The sequence below is a fragment of the Streptomyces sp. CNQ085 genome, from assembly GCF_022614595.1.
In the GTDB taxonomy this organism is placed as follows: Bacteria; Actinomycetota; Actinomycetes; order Streptomycetales; family Streptomycetaceae; genus Streptomyces.
Genome location: NZ_JAJFAU010000047.1, coordinates 1 through 16,384, shown reverse-complemented (window position 1 = coordinate 16,384; position 16,384 = coordinate 1). Strand labels below are relative to the sequence as shown.

General features: G+C 71.2%; 12 protein-coding genes. 9 read left to right on the top strand and 3 right to left on the bottom strand.

Going from position 1 to position 16,384, the window contains the following annotated elements; all coding sequences use genetic code 11:
• Positions 1–137: 137 nt before the first annotated feature.
• Positions 138–4,139 (bottom strand): type VII secretion protein EccCa, encoded by a 4,002-nt coding sequence (gene eccCa / locus LJ221_RS10895; protein WP_241715797.1) that lies wholly within the window; start codon positions 4,137–4,139, stop codon positions 138–140.
• 260 nt (positions 4,140–4,399) lie between these two features.
• Between eccCa and eccD the strand changes: the two genes are divergently transcribed.
• The 6 genes from eccD to LJ221_RS10865 all read left to right on the top strand — a co-directional run bounded on the left by eccD (position 4,400) and on the right by LJ221_RS10865 (position 11,634).
• Positions 4,400–5,875: a type VII secretion integral membrane protein EccD gene (gene eccD / locus LJ221_RS10890; RefSeq protein WP_241715795.1), complete on the top strand. Its 1,476-nt coding sequence runs from the start codon at positions 4,400–4,402 to the stop codon at positions 5,873–5,875.
• A gap of 219 nt (positions 5,876–6,094) precedes the next feature.
• Positions 6,095–6,382 carry a 30S ribosomal protein S15 gene (rpsO, locus tag LJ221_RS10885; protein WP_241715793.1) on the top strand — a complete coding sequence of 96 codons (288 nt, stop codon included), beginning with the start codon at positions 6,095–6,097 and terminating at the stop codon, positions 6,380–6,382.
• A gap of 278 nt (positions 6,383–6,660) precedes the next feature.
• The gene (locus tag LJ221_RS10880; RefSeq protein WP_241715790.1) at positions 6,661–8,892 is read left to right on the top strand and encodes a polyribonucleotide nucleotidyltransferase; all 2,232 of its coding nucleotides are present in this window, start codon (positions 6,661–6,663) and stop codon (positions 8,890–8,892) included.
• Positions 8,893–8,984: 92 nt separating this feature from the next.
• Positions 8,985–10,328, top strand: coding sequence for a pitrilysin family protein (locus LJ221_RS10875; RefSeq protein WP_241715822.1), 1,344 nt, complete (start codon positions 8,985–8,987; stop codon positions 10,326–10,328).
• Positions 10,329–10,414: 86 nt separating this feature from the next.
• Positions 10,415–11,167, top strand: a complete 753-nt coding sequence (dapB, locus tag LJ221_RS10870; protein ID WP_241715788.1) for a 4-hydroxy-tetrahydrodipicolinate reductase — start codon at positions 10,415–10,417, stop codon at positions 11,165–11,167.
• Positions 11,168–11,172: 5 nt separating this feature from the next.
• Positions 11,173–11,634, top strand: coding sequence for a hypothetical protein (locus LJ221_RS10865; protein WP_241715787.1), 462 nt, complete (start codon positions 11,173–11,175; stop codon positions 11,632–11,634).
• Between the two features lie 41 nt (positions 11,635–11,675).
• Here LJ221_RS10865 and LJ221_RS10860 read toward each other — a convergent pair whose 3' ends face one another.
• Both LJ221_RS10860 and LJ221_RS10855 read right to left on the bottom strand, forming a co-directional pair.
• Positions 11,676–12,227, bottom strand: a complete 552-nt coding sequence (locus tag LJ221_RS10860; protein WP_241715820.1) for a hypothetical protein — start codon at positions 12,225–12,227, stop codon at positions 11,676–11,678.
• 51 nt (positions 12,228–12,278) lie between these two features.
• Positions 12,279–12,518 carry a hypothetical protein gene (locus LJ221_RS10855; RefSeq protein ID WP_241715785.1) on the bottom strand — a complete coding sequence of 80 codons (240 nt, stop codon included), beginning with the start codon at positions 12,516–12,518 and terminating at the stop codon, positions 12,279–12,281.
• 254 nt (positions 12,519–12,772) lie between these two features.
• Between LJ221_RS10855 and thyX the strand changes: the two genes are divergently transcribed.
• From thyX to LJ221_RS10840, 3 genes are all read left to right on the top strand, one after another.
• Positions 12,773–13,465 (top strand): FAD-dependent thymidylate synthase, encoded by a 693-nt coding sequence (gene thyX / locus LJ221_RS10850; RefSeq protein ID WP_241715819.1) that lies wholly within the window; start codon positions 12,773–12,775, stop codon positions 13,463–13,465.
• Between the two features lie 164 nt (positions 13,466–13,629).
• Positions 13,630–14,529, top strand: a complete 900-nt coding sequence (gene dapA / locus LJ221_RS10845) for a 4-hydroxy-tetrahydrodipicolinate synthase (RefSeq protein WP_241715783.1) — start codon at positions 13,630–13,632, stop codon at positions 14,527–14,529.
• Positions 14,530–14,630: 101 nt separating this feature from the next.
• Positions 14,631–16,316: a ribonuclease J gene (locus LJ221_RS10840; RefSeq protein WP_241715781.1), complete on the top strand. Its 1,686-nt coding sequence runs from the start codon at positions 14,631–14,633 to the stop codon at positions 16,314–16,316.
• The last annotated feature ends 68 nt before the right edge of the window (positions 16,317–16,384 follow it).

Sequence of the window (16,384 nt, the reverse complement as noted above, 5' to 3'; positions counted from 1 at the left end):
CAAGATAACAGTCCGGTACGTGTCCCGAGGGGCGTCCGCGCGCCCTCGGGACCACGGGGAACGCCGGTTCGAGCCGACTCGCGGACACGTCCGGAGCCGACCGGGGGTCACTGTCCGGGCCGGGCCCCCGGGAGGGGTCAGCTCGGAGGCAGCCAGCCCACCTGGACCAGCGGGGCCCCGCGCTTGCGGGAGACGAAGTGCCCCCGGCCGGGCGGCATCTGCCGGCCGCGGACGTTGCCGAGGAGATCGCCCTCGCCGGGATCGGCGGAGAGGACCACGCCCTGGGCGCCGAGCTCCTTGATGCGCTGCGTGAACGGCTCGTAGGAGGCGCGGGAGGCCCCGGCGGAACTGCGGGCGATGATGAAGCAGACGCCGATGTCCCGGGCGAAGGGCAGGTGCTCGGCGAGCGTCGCCAGCGGGTTGCCGCTGGAGGTGGAGACCAGCTCGTAGTCGTCGATGATCATGAACATCTTCGGGCCGTGCCACCAGCTGCGGTCGCGCAGCTGCTGTGGGGTGACGTCCTCCGGCGGGGTGCGCTTCTCCATCAGGTCCTTCATCGCGGCCATGTGCGTGTCCATGGCATTGGACATGGCGGCGTACACGATGAGGTGGGAGTCGGGGATGTCGCCCAGCAGCGAGCGCCGGTAGTCGGCGACGACGATGCGCGCCTCGTCGGGCGTGTAGCGCTCGCAGATCTGCTTGGCCAGCAGACGCAGCAGCGCCGTCTTGCCCGACTCGCTCTCACCGAGGACCAGGAAGAACGGGTCGGTCTCGAAGTCGACGAAGACCGGCTGCAGGGTGTTCTCGTCGATGCCGAAGGCGACGCCGTGCCGCGGGTGGTCGCCGCCCGCGGGCAGCCTGTCGGCGGGCAGCTCGCGCGGCAGCAGCCGCACCGGCGGGGCCGCGGGGCCCTGCCAGGCGTCGGCCACCGCCCGGTTCAGCGCCGTGGTGGCGTCGGAGAGCTCCTCGTCGGAGGCGACGCCGTCGATGCGCGGCACCGCTGCCATGAAGTGCAGCTTCTCCGGCGTCTGGCCGCGCCCGGGGACGCCGGCGGGCACGTTCGCCGCGACCTTGCGGTCGAACTCCGAGTCCATGGTGTCGCCCAGCCGCAGTTCCAGCCGGTTCAGCAGCTGGTCCTTCAGGGCCGGGCGCACCTCCATGTAGCGGGAGGCCGCCACCACGACGTGGATGCCGTAGCCCAGACCGCGGGAGGCGATGTCGGTGACGACGGCCTCCAGCATCTCGTACTCCTGCTTGAAGGCGCCCCAGCCGTCGACGACCAGGAACACATCGCCCCACGGCTGGTCGGTGATCTCCCCGCGGGCCCGGCGGCGCCGGAAGGTGGCGATGGAGTCGACGCCGCCGGCCCGGAAGTACTCCTCGCGCTGGTTGAGCACGCCGGCGACCTCGGCCACGGTCCGTCGCACCCGCTCCGGGTCCAGCCGGGAGGCGATGCCGCCCACGTGCGGCAGGTCCTTCACGGCCGTCAGACCACCGCCGCCGAAGTCCAGCCCGTAGAACTGGACCTCCTGTGGGGTGTGGGTGAGGGCGAAGGAGGCGATCAGGGTGCGCAGCACGGTGGACTTGCCCGACTGCGGGCCACCGACGACCAGCATGTGGCCCGCGGCGCCGGAGAAGTCGCGCAGCAGTGCCTCGCGCCGCTGCTCGAACGGCTTGTCCACCAGTCCCAGGGGCACCGTCAGCCGGCCCGTGTACGGGTAGTCCGGCTGGGTCAGGCCGCGGCCGGGGACCACCACCAGACCGGGCAGCAGCTCGTCCAGCGGCGACGCTTGGTCCAGCGGCGGCAGCCACACCTGGTGAGCGGCGGGACCCTGGTTCTCCAGCCGCCGCACGACGACGTCCAGAACGGTGTCGGCCAACGCGTCGTCGTCGGCCGGGGCGGTGGGCTCGGGGCCCGGGTCGGGCTCGGCGCGCCGGGGGGCGGGCACCGGCACCGGCCTGGCGGTGAAGAGCACCGGGCGGCGCTCGCCCGGCAGCGGCCCCCCGGCGGCTCCGGCGGAGGCCGAGGCACCGGAGCGGTGGACGCCCGAGACGTAGGCGGCCTTGAAGCGGACCATCTCGTCGGTGCCGAACTTCAGATAACCCGAGCCGGGCACCGACGGCAGGTGGTAGGCGTCCGGCACCCCCAGCGCCGCGCGGGACTCGGCCGCCGAGAAGGTGCGCAGACCGATCCGGTACGACAGGTACGTCTCCAGGCCGCGCAGCCGGCCCTCCTCCAGGCGCTGCGAGGCCAGCAGCAGGTGCACGCCCAGCGAGCGGCCGATGCGGCCGATCTGGATGAACATGTCGATGAAGTCCGGCTTGGCCGTCAGCAGTTCGCTGAACTCGTCGATGACCAGAACCAGCGAGGGCAGCGGGATCAGCGGGGCACCCGCGGCCCGGGCCCGCTCGTAGTCGTGGATGTTGGCGTAGTTGCCGGCGTCACGCAGCAACTCCTGGCGACGGTTGAGCTCGCCGCGGATGGAGTCGCCCATGCGGTCCACCAGCGAGAGGTCGTCCGCCAGGTTGGTGATGACGGCCGCCACGTGCGGCATCTGCGACATCCCGGCGAAGGTCGCGCCGCCCTTGAAGTCGGCCAGCACGAAGTTCAGCGTCTCCGACGAGTGCGTGACCGCCAGGCCCAGGACCAGAGTGCGCAGCAGCTCCGACTTGCCCGAGCCGGTCGCGCCCACGCACAGACCGTGCGGGCCCATGCCGTCCTGCGCGGCCTCCTTCAGGTCCAGCATGACCGGCTGGCCGGCCTCGCCCACACCGATGGGCACGCGCAGCCGCTCGGCGGTCGACCTGGGACGCCAGGTGCGCCGTACGTCGACCGAGGCGGCGTCGCCCAGGTTCAGCAGGTCGGTGAACTCCAGTTTCGCCAGCAGCGGTTCGTCGTCATCACCGCCCGTGCCCATGCGCAGCGGGGCGAGCTGGCGGGCCAGCGCCTCGGCGGCCTCCGGGGAGAGGAGGTCGGGCCGCCCCCGGTACACCGCGCCGTGCGCGGACTCCAGGCGCAGTTCGCCGGGGCGCACAACCACGGACAGGCCGCCGCGCGGGCTGCCGATGTCGCCGGGCACGACCTCGATCACGGTCACCCCCTGCAGCCCCTCGGCGGCGGCCAGCATCGACTCCGGAGGCACCACGGAACCACCGTCCAGCACGACCACCACGTGCGGCTGGTCCAGCAGTGGCGGAGCGGAGGAGTTGAAGCGGGGGCGGCCCTCCAGCTTCGCGCCCAGCAGGTGCTCCAGCCCCGCGGCATCGCCCGTGACGAGCCGTCCGCTGCCCGCGCCGTCGGTGACGCCGGAGACCTGCGCGTGGGGCAGCCACTTGGCCCACTCCCAGCGTTCGGCGCCGTCCCGCCCGGTCACCACGCCGACCAGCAGGTCCTCGGGGGAGTGCAGGGCGACCAGGGAGGCGACCATGGCGCGGACGCCGCCGTGCACCGAGTCCGGCTCACCGCTCACCGTCAGGTGGTAGAAGGCGCGCAGGGACACGGCCATCGGCAGGTCCGCGACGGTGCCCTGTGTCTGGAGGAACTGGTGCATCGCGCCGGCCGTCAGCGGCTCAAGCTCGTCCACCGGCGCCGTCTCCGGAGCCACCAGCGCGGTGGCGAGCCGCTGCTCGCCCAGACCGACGCGTACGTGTACGAAGTCGTCGTCGCTCGCGCGCCGCTCCCACACCCGGCTGGGCGCCTCCCCGGCGAAGCGCGGGGAGGACTCGGCGACCAGTGCCCACAGCTGGTCCGGGGAGGGGTGCATGTAGTACTGCGCGTCCCGCTGCATGCGCGCCGTCCTGCGGACCCTGCGCCTGGTCTGCGCCAGGTACTTGAGGTAGTCGCGGCGCATCTGGGCCATCTCGCCCTGCGTGCCCCGCCGGAACCGCACGATGGTGGCGACGAGCATGGCCACGGTGGACGCGATCATGATCACGCCCATGATGCGCATGAAGGGATGCGCGTTCGGCATGAAGAAGAAGACCACCGAACCGCCCATGCCCAGCATCGGAAGAAGCTGGAACAGCACGCCCTCCTGCTGCCCGCGGGGGAGTTCGGGCGGCGGTTCGAGCCTCAGATCCTCGCCGGGCACGCTGGGCGGGAGCACCCGCGGCGGACGCTTGACGACGATCTGGCTCACGGAAGCATCAATCCCTCGGACAGAGCGGGACGGTGGTGTGCCTGCCGACGCCCCCGTGGCGACGGACCCCGTCCGCGCGGGGCGATACTACTGGCAGCCGGCGGCACCGGAGGGCGGTAGGGTTGCGCGCGGCGTACGCGCAGCCCGAGCGGCCGGCCAGGGGCGAAAAGCCGTGGGAGAACGCGGGGTTCCCGCAAAGGGGCCGCGCGCATCGTGTGGAGCCAGTGAGCCAGCGAGCAGCCCACGAGGGGGATCTCAAGGTGAGTACGACTGCACCGGCAGCCACCACCGGCTTCTGCCGGATCACCATCGTCGCGCCCGACAGCCGCATCGACGTGGCCCTCCCCGAGGACATCCCGGTCGCCGACCTGCACCCCGAGATCCTCCGCCTCAGCGGTCAGGTCTCCGCCGAGGGCGCCCCCGTCGGCTACCACCTGGTGCGCCGGGACGGCGGCGTGCTCGACAGCGCCCGTTCCCTGGCCGCCCAGCAGGTCCTGGACGGCGAGATCCTCAGCCTCCGCCCGTTCGCCGAGTCGCTGCCCCCGGCCGTCTTCGACGACGTATCCGACGCGGTGGCCTCCGCGGTCTCGAAGGACCGCAGGATGTGGAGCGACGACCTGATGCGCGTCGCCGGGCTGGTCGGCGGCGTGGTGCTGATGTCACTCATGGCCTTCGTGCTGTGGTTCGCCGACCCGGTGCGCCACGACATGCATGGTCTGCCGGGCGTCCTCGCCGCCGTGGCCGGAGTGCTGCTGATCGCCTTCGCGGCGGTACGGGCACGGGTGTACGACGACCGGCTCTCCGCGACGGCGCTCGGGCTGGCCTCCCTGCCACACGTGATGATCGCCGGATCCGGGCTGCTGCCCCCGGCGGACGGCGGCGGCGTGGGCAGGCTGCAGTTCCTGCTCGGATGCGTGGCGGTCCTGGTCGCCTCCGTCGCTCTGATCGCCGCCGCACCCGGCGGGGACGGCCCGTTCGTCGCCGCCGCCTCCGCCTCTGCCGTAGGCACCCTGGCCACCTTCACCGCCATCCTCACCGAGCTGAGCCCGGTACGGACCGCGGCCGTGTGCGTCCCCGTGGCGATCGGCGCCATCGCCTTCCTGCCTGGTCTCTCCGCCCGTTTCGCCCGGCTGCCCATCGGCTACAACGCGCCGCGCACCGGTTCCATGCGCTACGACGAGGACCCCGACGCCGCCCCCGACACCGCGGGCCCCGTCGACGCGGACCGCGTCGCGGTCCAGGCCCGCCGCGGCCACGAGACGCTGCTCGGCCTCGTCGGCGGCTGCGCGGCCGTCACCGTCGCATCGGCGGCCGTCCTGGGCTTCTCCGACTCCGGCTGGGGGCAGCTCCTCGCCCTGGCCGCCGGGCTGGCGGCGCTGGCACGCGCCCGCCTGTTCCGCTACACCACCCAGGTCGCCTGCGCCCTCGTCGCGGGCCTGACCGCCCTGGCCCTCCTCGCGCTCGGTCTGGCCCTCAACCCGCCCGCCGACCTGGTGGGCGAACTGCTGGCCGGGGACGGCGGCCCACTGGACCTGCGCACCGTCTGGCTGTCGGCCGCCCTGGCCGGCGCGGCGGCGCTGGCCACGGCCGTCGGCCTGGTCGTGCCGCGGCGCGGCGTCACCCCGTTCTGGGGCCGGTTCCTCGACTTCGCCGAGGGCTTCGTCCTGCTGTCGCTGATCCCGCTGTGCCTGGCGGTGCTGGACGCCTACTCCGCCGCACGGAGCATGACCGGCTGAGGCGGGTCTCCCGACCGCCCCGGGGGTTCCGACGGCGACCTGCGGTGAGTGGTCCGTCGCACGGCTGGTACGCTTGCCGACGGCCGTTTGTGTACGCGTCTTCCGGTGACCACCTGGAGGCAGCGCCCAGCGGACCCCGCCTCCCGAGTCCTGAAAGATCCCCTGCGCGGAAGACCAGGGGCACTCGGTGGCCTCGAAGAAGAAACCAGGGAGTATCGCGTGCCGCTCGACGCCGCTACGAAGAAGCAGATCATGACCGAGTTCGCCACCAAGGAGGGGGACACCGGCTCCCCCGAGGTCCAGGTCGCGATGCTCACCCGTCGCATCTCGGACCTCACCGAGCACCTGAAGACCCACAAGCACGACCACCACTCCCGCAGGGGTCTGCTGCTCCTGGTCGGCCAGCGCCGCCGCCTGCTGCAGTACCTGGCGAAGAAGGACATCCAGCGCTTCCGTGCGCTGGTCGAGCGCCTGGGCATCCGCCGCGGTGCGGCCGGCGCCCGGTAGTACGCCGTGAGAGGGAGCGGTTCCCGGCAGGGGAACCGCTCCCTTCGCCGTACTCGCGGCACCTCACAGGCACTCACGGAGACCAGAAGCTTTGTAGTCTGGTCCTACGACGACATGTGAAAACGAGGCGGAGCGCCTTCACGCTGCCGGTCCTCGGTAGTGGCCCCCGGGTGAAAAGACCCCGGGAGCTTCGATCGAAGACCGGCCCCCACGGGAAGACGCTCCACCACCACCGTCCGCGCCACACGGGCACGGACGCAGACGAGGAGAATTCCCTGGTGGAGAACGAGACCCACTACGCCGAGGCCGTCATCGACAACGGATCCTTCGGCACCCGCACCATCCGCTTCGAGACGGGCCGCCTGGCCCGCCAGGCCGCGGGCTCGGCCGTGGCCTACCTGGACGACGACACCATGGTGCTGTCGGCCACCACCGCCTCGAAGCACCCCAAGGAACAGCTGGACTTCTTCCCCCTGACGGTCGACGTCGAGGAGCGGATGTACGCCGCGGGCAAGATCCCCGGCTCCTTCTTCCGCCGCGAGGGCCGCCCCAGCGAGGACGCGATCCTCACCTGCCGCCTGATCGACCGCCCGCTGCGCCCGTCCTTCAAGAAGGGCCTGCGCAACGAGATCCAGATCGTCGAGACGATCCTCGCGCTCAACCCCGACCACCTCTACGACGTGGTCGCCATCAACGCTGCCTCCTGCTCCACCCAGCTGGCCGGACTGCCCTTCTCCGGCCCGATCGGCGGCACCCGCGTCGCCCTGATCCGCGGCCAGTGGGTGGCCTTCCCCACCCACGGCGAGCTGGAGGAGGCCGTCTTCGACATGGTCGTCGCCGGCCGTGTCCTGCCCGACGGCGACGTGGCGATCATGATGGTCGAGGCCGAGGCCACCGAGAAGACCGTCGAACTGGTCAGGGGTGGCGCCGAGGCGCCGACCGAAGAGCTCGTCGCCGCCGGCCTGGAGGCCGCCAAGCCCTTCATCAAGGCCCTGTGCAAGGCTCAGTCGGACCTGGCCGCCAAGGCCGCCAAGCCGGTCGGCGAGTTCCCGATCTACCTGGACTACCAGGACGACGTGTACGAGGCGCTGGAGGCGGCCGTCCGCGAGGAGCTGTCCCGGGCGCTGACCATCGCCGGCAAGCAGGAGCGCGAGAGCGAGCTCGACCGCGTCAAGGCGCTGGCCGCCGAGAAGCTGCTGCCGCGGTTCGAGGGGCGCGAGAAGGAGATCTCCGCGGCGTACCGCTCGCTGACCAAGGCACTGGTCCGCGAGCGCGTCATCAAGGAGAAGAAGCGCATCGACGGCCGCGGGCTGACCGACATCCGCACCCTGGCCGCCGAGGTCGAGGCGATCCCGCGGGTCCACGGCTCGGCGCTGTTCGAGCGCGGCGAGACCCAGATTCTGGGTGTCACCACCCTCAACATGCTCCGCATGGAGCAGCAGCTCGACACCCTCTCACCGGTGACGCGTAAGCGCTACATGCACAACTACAACTTCCCGCCGTACTCCACCGGCGAGACCGGCCGCGTCGGCTCCCCCAAGCGCCGCGAGATCGGCCACGGAGCGCTGGCCGAGCGGGCGATCGTCCCGGTGCTGCCCACCCGCGAGGAGTTCCCGTACGCCATCCGCCAGGTCTCCGAGGCGCTGGGTTCCAACGGCTCGACGTCCATGGGCTCGGTGTGCGCCTCCACCATGTCGCTGCTGAACGCCGGCGTGCCGCTCAAGGCGCCGGTCGCCGGCATCGCCATGGGCCTGATCTCCCAGGAGATCGAGGGCGAGACCCACTACGTCACCCTCACCGACATCCTCGGTGCGGAGGACGCCTTCGGCGACATGGACTTCAAGGTCGCCGGCACCCGCCAGTTCGTCACCGCCCTCCAGCTCGACACCAAGCTGGAGGGCATCCCGGCCTCCGTGCTGGCCGCGGCGCTCAAGCAGGCCCGCGACGCGCGTCTGCACATCCTGGACGTGATGAGCGAGGCCATCGACGTCCCGGACGAGATGTCCCCCAACGCGCCGCGGATCATCACCGTGAAGATTCCGGTCGACAAGATCGGCGAGGTCATCGGTCCCAAGGGCAAGATGATCAACCAGATCCAGGAGGACACCGGCGCCGACATCACCATCGAGGACGACGGCACCATCTACATCGGCGCCGCCGACGGTCCGGCCGCCGAGGCGGCCCGCGCCACCATCAACGGCATCGCCAACCCGACGATGCCCGAGGTCGGCGAGCGCTACCTGGGCACGGTCGTGAAGACCACCACCTTCGGAGCCTTCGTCTCCCTGCTCCCGGGCAAGGACGGCCTGCTGCACATCTCGCAGATCCGCAAGCTCGCCGGGGGCAAGCGTGTGGAGAACGTCGAGGACGTGCTGGGGGTCGGCCAGAAGGTCCAGGTCGAGATCGCCGAGATCGACCAGCGCGGCAAGCTGTCGCTGATCCCGGTCCTCGAGGAGGACGAGAAGGAAGGCACCGAGACCACCGACGCGAAGGACACCGCGACCAAGTGACGCGTACGCCCCGTACGACGGCCCGCCCCACCGCCCCGGTGGGGCGGGCCGTCGCCCGTCCCCATCACCCCGCCCGCCCGGCCGCAGGCCCCGTGCCCGGACCCGCCTCCGGACGCTGGTCCCCGTCCACCGCCACCACCGGGAACGGCACGGGCACCGTCCGCAGGACCGTGCTCCCCGGTGGCCTGCGGGTCGTCACCGAGTCGGTGCCGACCGTCCGCTCCGCCACCTTCGGCATCTGGGCGCGGGTCGGATCCCGTGACGAGACGCCCACGCTCAACGGCGCCACCCACTACCTGGAGCACCTGCTCTTCAAGGGAACCGGACGGCGCAGCGCCCTGGACATCTCCGCGGAGATCGACGCGGTCGGCGGCGAGATGAACGCCTTCACGGCGAAGGAGTTCACCTGTTACTACGCCCGGGTCCTGGACACCGACCTGCCGCTGGCGGTCGACGTCGTCTGCGACATGCTGACCGGCTCGCTGATCCGCTCCGAGGATGTCGACGCCGAGCGCAACGTCGTCCTGGAGGAGATCGCCATGACCGAGGACGACCCCGGGGACTGCGTCCACGACCTGTTCGCCAGAACCATGCTCGGCGACACCCCGCTGGGCCGCCCGGTCCTGGGCACCACCGACACCATCAACGCCCTCACCCGCGACCAGATCGCGCGCTTCTACCGCCGGCACTACGACCCCACCCACCTGGTCGTCGCCGCCGCCGGCAACCTCGACCACGACACGGTCGTACGCCAGGTGCGCGAGGCATTCGAACGCGCGGGCGCCCTGGGCCGCCCCGACGCCGAGCCCGTCGCCCCCCGGGGTGGCTCGCGCCGCATCCGCACCGCGGGCCGCGTCGACCTGCTGGACCGCGCCACCGAGCAGGCCCATGTCATCCTCGGCATGCCCGGACTGTCCCGCACCGACGAGCGCCGCTGGGCGCTCGGAGTGCTCAGCGCGGCCCTGGGCGGCGGCATGAGCTCCCGGCTGTTCCAGGAGGTGCGCGAGAAGCGCGGACTGGCCTACAGCGTGTACTCCTACACCTCCGGTTTCGCCGACTGCGGCCTGTTCGGCGTGTACGTGGGCTGCCGCCCCAACCTGGTCCACGACGTGCTGAAGATCTGCCGCGACGAGCTCGACCACGTCGCCTCGCACGGCCTGGGGGACGAGGAGCTGCGCCGTGCCGTCGGACAGGTCTCCGGCTCCACGGTCATGGGCCTGGAGGACACCGGCGCGCTGATGAACCACATCGGCAAGGGCGAGCTGTGCTGGGGCGAGCAGCTGTCGGTCGACGGGATGCTCGCGAAGATCGCGTCCGTCACCCCCGACGACATCCGCTCGGTGGCCCGCGAGATCCTGGGATGGCGGCCCTCGCTGTCGGTCATCGGACCACTGACCGACCGGCAGGGCGCCCGCCTGGACGAAGCCGTCGCCTGACCACGGGCCCGCCCGACCGAGGGTCCGCCCGGTTCGCCCGACCCGGGCCCCTCCGGGGGTCCGTACCCGTGAAAGGGAACACGCACATGAGCAAGCTCCGCGTAGCAGTCCTCGGCGCCAAGGGCCGTATCGGCTCCGAGGCCGTCCGCGCCGTGGAGGGCGCCGACGACATGGAGCTCGTCGCCGCCCTGGACAAGGACGACTCCCTGGAAGCCCTCACCGAGGCGGGCGCCCGGGTCGCGGTGGACCTGACGCGTCCCGAGGCGGTGATGGGCAACCTGGAGTTCTGCGTCGGCCACGGGATCCACGGGGTCGTCGGCACCACCGGCTGGACCGACGAGCGCTTCGGAGAGCTGCGCACCTGGCTGGAGGCGTCCCCCGGCACCGGAGTACTGGTCGCGCCGAACTTCTCCATCGGCGCCGTGCTGACCATGCGCTTCGCCCGGCAGGCCGCCCGCTTCTTCGAGTCCGCCGAGGTCGTCGAGCTGCACCACCCCGACAAGGCCGACGCGCCCTCCGGCACCGCCACCCGCACGGCCCGGCTCATCGCCGAGGCGCGCGCCGAGGCGGGCTGCCCGGCGCAGCCGGACGCCACCACCTCGGCCCTCGACGGCGCCCGCGGCGCGGACGTGGACGGGGTTCCGGTGCACTCGGTGCGGCTGCGCGGGCTGCTGGCGCACCAGGAGGTGCTCTTCGGTGACACCGGCGAGACCCTCACCATCCGCCACGACTCGCTGCACCACAGCAGCTTCATGCCCGGCATCCTGCTGGGAGTGCGCCGGGTGACCGGCACCTCCGGCCTCACCGTGGGGCTGGAGCATTTCATGGACCTGGACTGAGACCCATGGGCGGAAAGATCACTTACGTCTTCCTCGCCGTCTCACTGGTCGTCGTCTTCGCGGTGGCGGCCCTGGAGGGCGTACTGCTGCTGAGGACGGGCGAGCCGGCCGCGATGGGAATGGGGGTCGTCGCCTTCGTCCTGCCGTGCGTCGGCGCCTGGTTCCTGTGGCACAACACCAGCTTCGCGCGGAACGCGGGCCGTCTGGCGCGTGAGCTGGAGGCCGAGGGAGGGCTGCCGCAGGACGGGCCCGCGCGGACGGCGGGCGGGCGCGTGGACAAGGCTTCGGCGGACGAGGTCTTCGCCCGGCGCAAGGAGGAGGCCGAGGCCACCCCGGACGACTGGCGCTGCTGGTTCCGGCTGGCCGTGGCCTACCACGACGCCCGGGACACCCCGCGGGCCCGCAAGGCCATGCAGCGGGCCATCGCGCTGCACGACGGCAGGCCCGTGCGGGAGACGGCGGCCTGAACGGCGCCGTGGCCGCCCCGGGCCCGCCGGATCGCCGCGGGCTAGGGGCGGCGGTTCTCCGCGGCCCAGCCCTCCACCACGTCCGCCGCCTGGTCGAAGGAACCGGGGCGGGAGAGGAAGTCGGCGTTGTGGTCGGTCAGCACCGGCCTCAGCGCCTCGCCTCGCCGCGGTTCGACGAGCAGGGCCTGACCCTGCACGGTCCGCGGCATGCCCAGCCACTTCACCGGCTGCTGCACGGTCCGTACGGCCGAGATGTTCCGCCAGGGCAGCGTCGTGGTCGAGAACAGGCTCACCTGGCGTATCCCGCGGGCGCTGACCCACACACCCATCCGCAGCAGCCGCAGTGCGTACGCGATCACCAGGGCCGCGGCGAGCAGGCACACGGCCGCCTCCGCGGCGGAGCCCGCCATGGCGATGATCAGAGCGGACATCAGTACGTAGGCGGCGAGCAGCAGCGTCAGCGCCGCTCCGGCGACCCGCCAGGGTCCCGGCCGGTACGGTCGCCGCCATCTCTCCCGCTCCTCGTACGGCAGCGGTTCGTCGGAGGCGGTGGCGTCCAGTTCGCCGTCGGCCGTCAGGAAGTGCAGTGGCACGGAATCCTCGCTCACGGACACAGTGGGTGGGGCCTGTGAGCGAGGAGATTATCAGCGGCTCTCGGCGGCGCTCGGGTGGTCCGGTCCGCCGTCCTGTGGTTGAGGGTTCTCAAGGGCCGGCACTCCCAGGAGCAGGGACCCCACGAGCCCGGCGACCGCGACCACCCCGAGCAGCACGCGACCGGCCATGTCCGTCCTCGACGGGCGGTGGCGCGGGGGAGTGACGTTACTGCGGAAGTGTCCGGACTCGGCGACGAAGGCGAAGGGGACGGACTCCTCGCGGCGGACCATCTGCTGCTCCTCGGAAGGTGATCTGCACTATCACGGGTAGAACGTCCGGACGTCCGGGCAAGTGCCCGTTTTCTGATGCTTGTGGAAGGATATCAGCGACCTGGGTCGCCGCCGTGCGGACGGGAGCGCGCCGGGGCGAGGTCGATCCGGTGGACGTCGCCGCCATAGGCTGTGCGCCGCCCCGACTTCCCGCGTGGCACGACCGAAAGGATTCCCCGGTGTCCGACGCCCCCGACATCCGCTTCCGCAGTGACATGACCGTCGAGCTGGTCAAACACTCGGCCGCAGACACCGATGTGCTGTGGGCGGCGCGGGTCTCCACCGCGGGTGAGCAGTCCCTGGAGGAACTGGAGAAGGACCCGCGGCGCTCCAGGGGACTGATCAACTTCCTGATGCGCGACCGGCACGGCAGCCCGTTCGAGCACAACTCGATGACCTTCTTCATCAGCGCGCCGCTGTTCGTCTTCCGCGAGTTCCACCGCCACAGGGCCGGCTGGAGCTACAACGAGGAGAGCGGCAGGTACCGGGAGCTGGAGCCCGTCTTCTACGTGCCGGACGCCTCCCGCAAGCTGGTGCAGGAGGGACGTCCGGGCAAGTACCGGTTCGTCGAGGGTACGGCCGAGCAGCACCGGGGCGCCGTCCGGGCCCTCGGGGACAGCTACCGCCGCTCCTACGAGGCGTACCAGGAGATGCTGGGCGCCGGAATCGCCCGCGAGGTCGCCCGCGCGGCCCTTCCGGTCGGTCTCTACTCCTCGATGTACGCCACCTGCAACGCCCGGTCGCTGATGCACTTCCTGGGGCTGCGCACCCGGCACGAGCTGGCGAGGGTGCCCTCCTTCCCGCAGCGGGAGATCGAGATGGTCGCCGAGCGGATGGAGGCGCGCTGGGCCGATCTCATGCCGCTGACACACGAGGCGTTCAACACCAACGGGCGAGTCGCTCCATAAGGGGGGCGCCTACCCTCTTTGCCCGAATTGCGGCTTTTCGAGATTTTCGTCTACGCTTTTTCCATGGACCCGGCACTGTCTGAACCCCCGAGCGGACAGTGCCGGGCTCCTCAACCGCCTCCCGAGAGCACATCGGGCCTCAGGCTGCGAGTAGCGTGGGACCCATGGCTCCGACCTCCACACCGCAGACGCCCTTCGGGCGGGTCCTGACCGCGATGGTCACGCCGTTCACCGCGGACGGCGATCTCGATCTCGACGGCGCGCAGCGGCTCGCCACCCACCTGGTGGACGCCGGCAACGACGGCATCGTCGTCAACGGCACCACCGGCGAGTCCCCGACCACCAGCGATGTGGAGAAAGCGCGGCTCGTGCGGGCCGTGGTCGAGGCGGTCGGAGACCGCGCACACGTCGTCGCCGGAGCCGGCACCAACGACACCCGGCACAGCCTGGAACTGGCCCGTGCGGCCGAGCGGGCCGGCGCCCAGGGCCTGCTGGCCGTCACGCCGTACTACAGCAAGCCTCCACAGGAGGGGCTGTACCGGCACTTCACCGCCATCGCCGACGCCACCGGCCTGCCGGTCATGCTCTACGACATCCCCGGCCGCAGCGGCGTCCCCATCAACACCGAGACCATCGTCCGGCTGGCCGAGCACCCCAGGATCGTCGCCAACAAGGACGCCAAGGGCGATCTGGGGCGTGCGAGCTGGGCCATCGCCACCAGCGGACTCGCCTGGTACAGCGGTGACGACATGCTCAACCTCCCGCTGCTGTCCGTCGGCGCGGTCGGCTTCGTCTCGGTCGTCGGCCATGTGGTCGCCCCGGAGCTGCGGACCCTGCTGGACGCCCACCTCGGCGGTGACGTCACCAAGGCGACGGAGATCCACCAGAAGCTGCTGCCCGTCTTCACGGGTATGTTCCGAACCCAGGGCGTGATCACCACCAAGGCCGCGCTCACACTCCGGGGGCTGCCCGCGGGTCCTCTGCGCATGCCGCTCGTCGAGCTGACCCCGGAGGAGACCGAGCAGCTCAAGCGCGATCTCGCCGCCGGCGGGGTACAGCTCTGAAACAGACTTCACAACTGGATACCGACCAACAACTGCAAGTGCACGACGATCACGCGCCACGTGCCCCCAGGGTGCGTGGCGCGTGTGGTGAGGAGAGACTTTTGAGCCACCCGCATCCCGAACTCGGCCCACCGCCGCCACTGCCCGAGAGCGGTCTGCGCATCACCCCGCTGGGCGGTCTCGGCGAGATCGGCCGCAACATGACCGTCTTCGAGTACGGCGGCCGACTACTCATCGTCGACTGCGGTGTGCTCTTCCCCGAGGAGGAGCAGCCCGGAGTCGACCTGATCCTTCCCGACTTCAGCTCGGTGCGGGGCCGGCTGGACGACATCGACGGCATCGTCCTGACCCACGGCCACGAGGACCACATCGGCGGCGTGCCGTACCTGCTGCGCGAGAAGCCGGACATCCCGCTGATCGGTTCCAAACTGACCCTGGCTCTGATCGAGGCCAAGCTCCAGGAACACCGCATCCGTCCCTACACCCTCGAGGTGACCGAGGGCGACCGCGAGCACATCGGTCCGTTCGACTGCGAGTTCGTGGCGGTCAACCACTCCATCCCGGACGCCCTTGCCGTCGCCGTCCGCACCCCGGCGGGCATGGCCGTGCACACCGGCGACTTCAAGATGGACCAACTTCCGCTGGACCGTCGCCTCACCGACCTGCGAGCCTTCGCGCGCCTGGGCGAGGAAGGCATCGACCTGCTGCTGTCGGACTCCACGAACGCGGAGGTGCCGGGCTTCACCCCGCACGAGCGCGACATCTCCCAGGTCCTGCGCCAGGTGTTCGCCGGTGCGCAGAGGCGCATCATCGTGGCGAGCTTCGCCAGCCACGTCCACCGCATCCAGCAGATCCTCGACGCGGCCCACGAGTACGGCCGCCGTGTCGCCTTCGTCGGCCGCTCGATGGTCCGCAACATGGGCATCGCCCGGGACCTGGGCTACCTCAAGGTGCCCGCGGGACTCGTCGTGGACGTCAGGACGCTGGGGGACCTGCCGGACGACGAGGTGGTGCTCGTCTGCACCGGGTCGCAGGGCGAGCCGATGGCCGCGCTGTCGCGGATGGCCAACCGGGACCACCAGATCCGCATCGTTCCCGGAGACACGGTAATCCTGGCCTCCTCGCTGATCCCGGGTAACGAGAACGCGGTCTACCGGGTGATCAACGGACTGACACGCTGGGGCGCCAACGTCGTCCACAAGGGCAACGCCAAGGTCCACGTCTCCGGCCACGCCTCGGCCGGTGAACTGCTCTACTTCTACAATATCTGCCGGCCGAAGAACCTGATGCCGGTCCACGGCGAGTGGCGCCATCTGCGCGCCAACGCGGAGCTGGGCGCGCAGACCGGTGTGCCCAAGGACCACATCGTGATCGCCGAGGACGGTGTGGTGGTCGACCTGGTCGACGGCAGGGCCAAGATCGCGGGGAAGGTCCAGGCAGGCTATGTCTACGTCGACGGCCTGTCGGTCGGCGACGTCACCGAGTCATCGCTGAAGGACCGCCGGATCCTGGGCGAGGAGGGGATCATCTCGATCTTCGTGGTGGTGGACAGCACCACCGGCAAGATCACGGGAGGCCCGCACATCCAGTCCAGGGGGTCCGGCATCGACGACAAGGACTTCGAGTCGGTGATCCCCAAGATCGACGAAGCCCTGGCCAAATCGGCACAGGACGGCATCTCCGAGCCGCACCAGGTGCAGCAGCTCGTCCGCCGTGTGGTCGGCAGGTGGGTGTCGGACAACTACCGCCGCCGGCCCATGATCCTCCCCGTGGTCGTCGAGGTCTGAGGCTCAACCTGGGGCGGGGGGGGGGGGGGGGGGGGGGGGGGGGGGGGGGGGGGGGGGGGGGGGGGGGG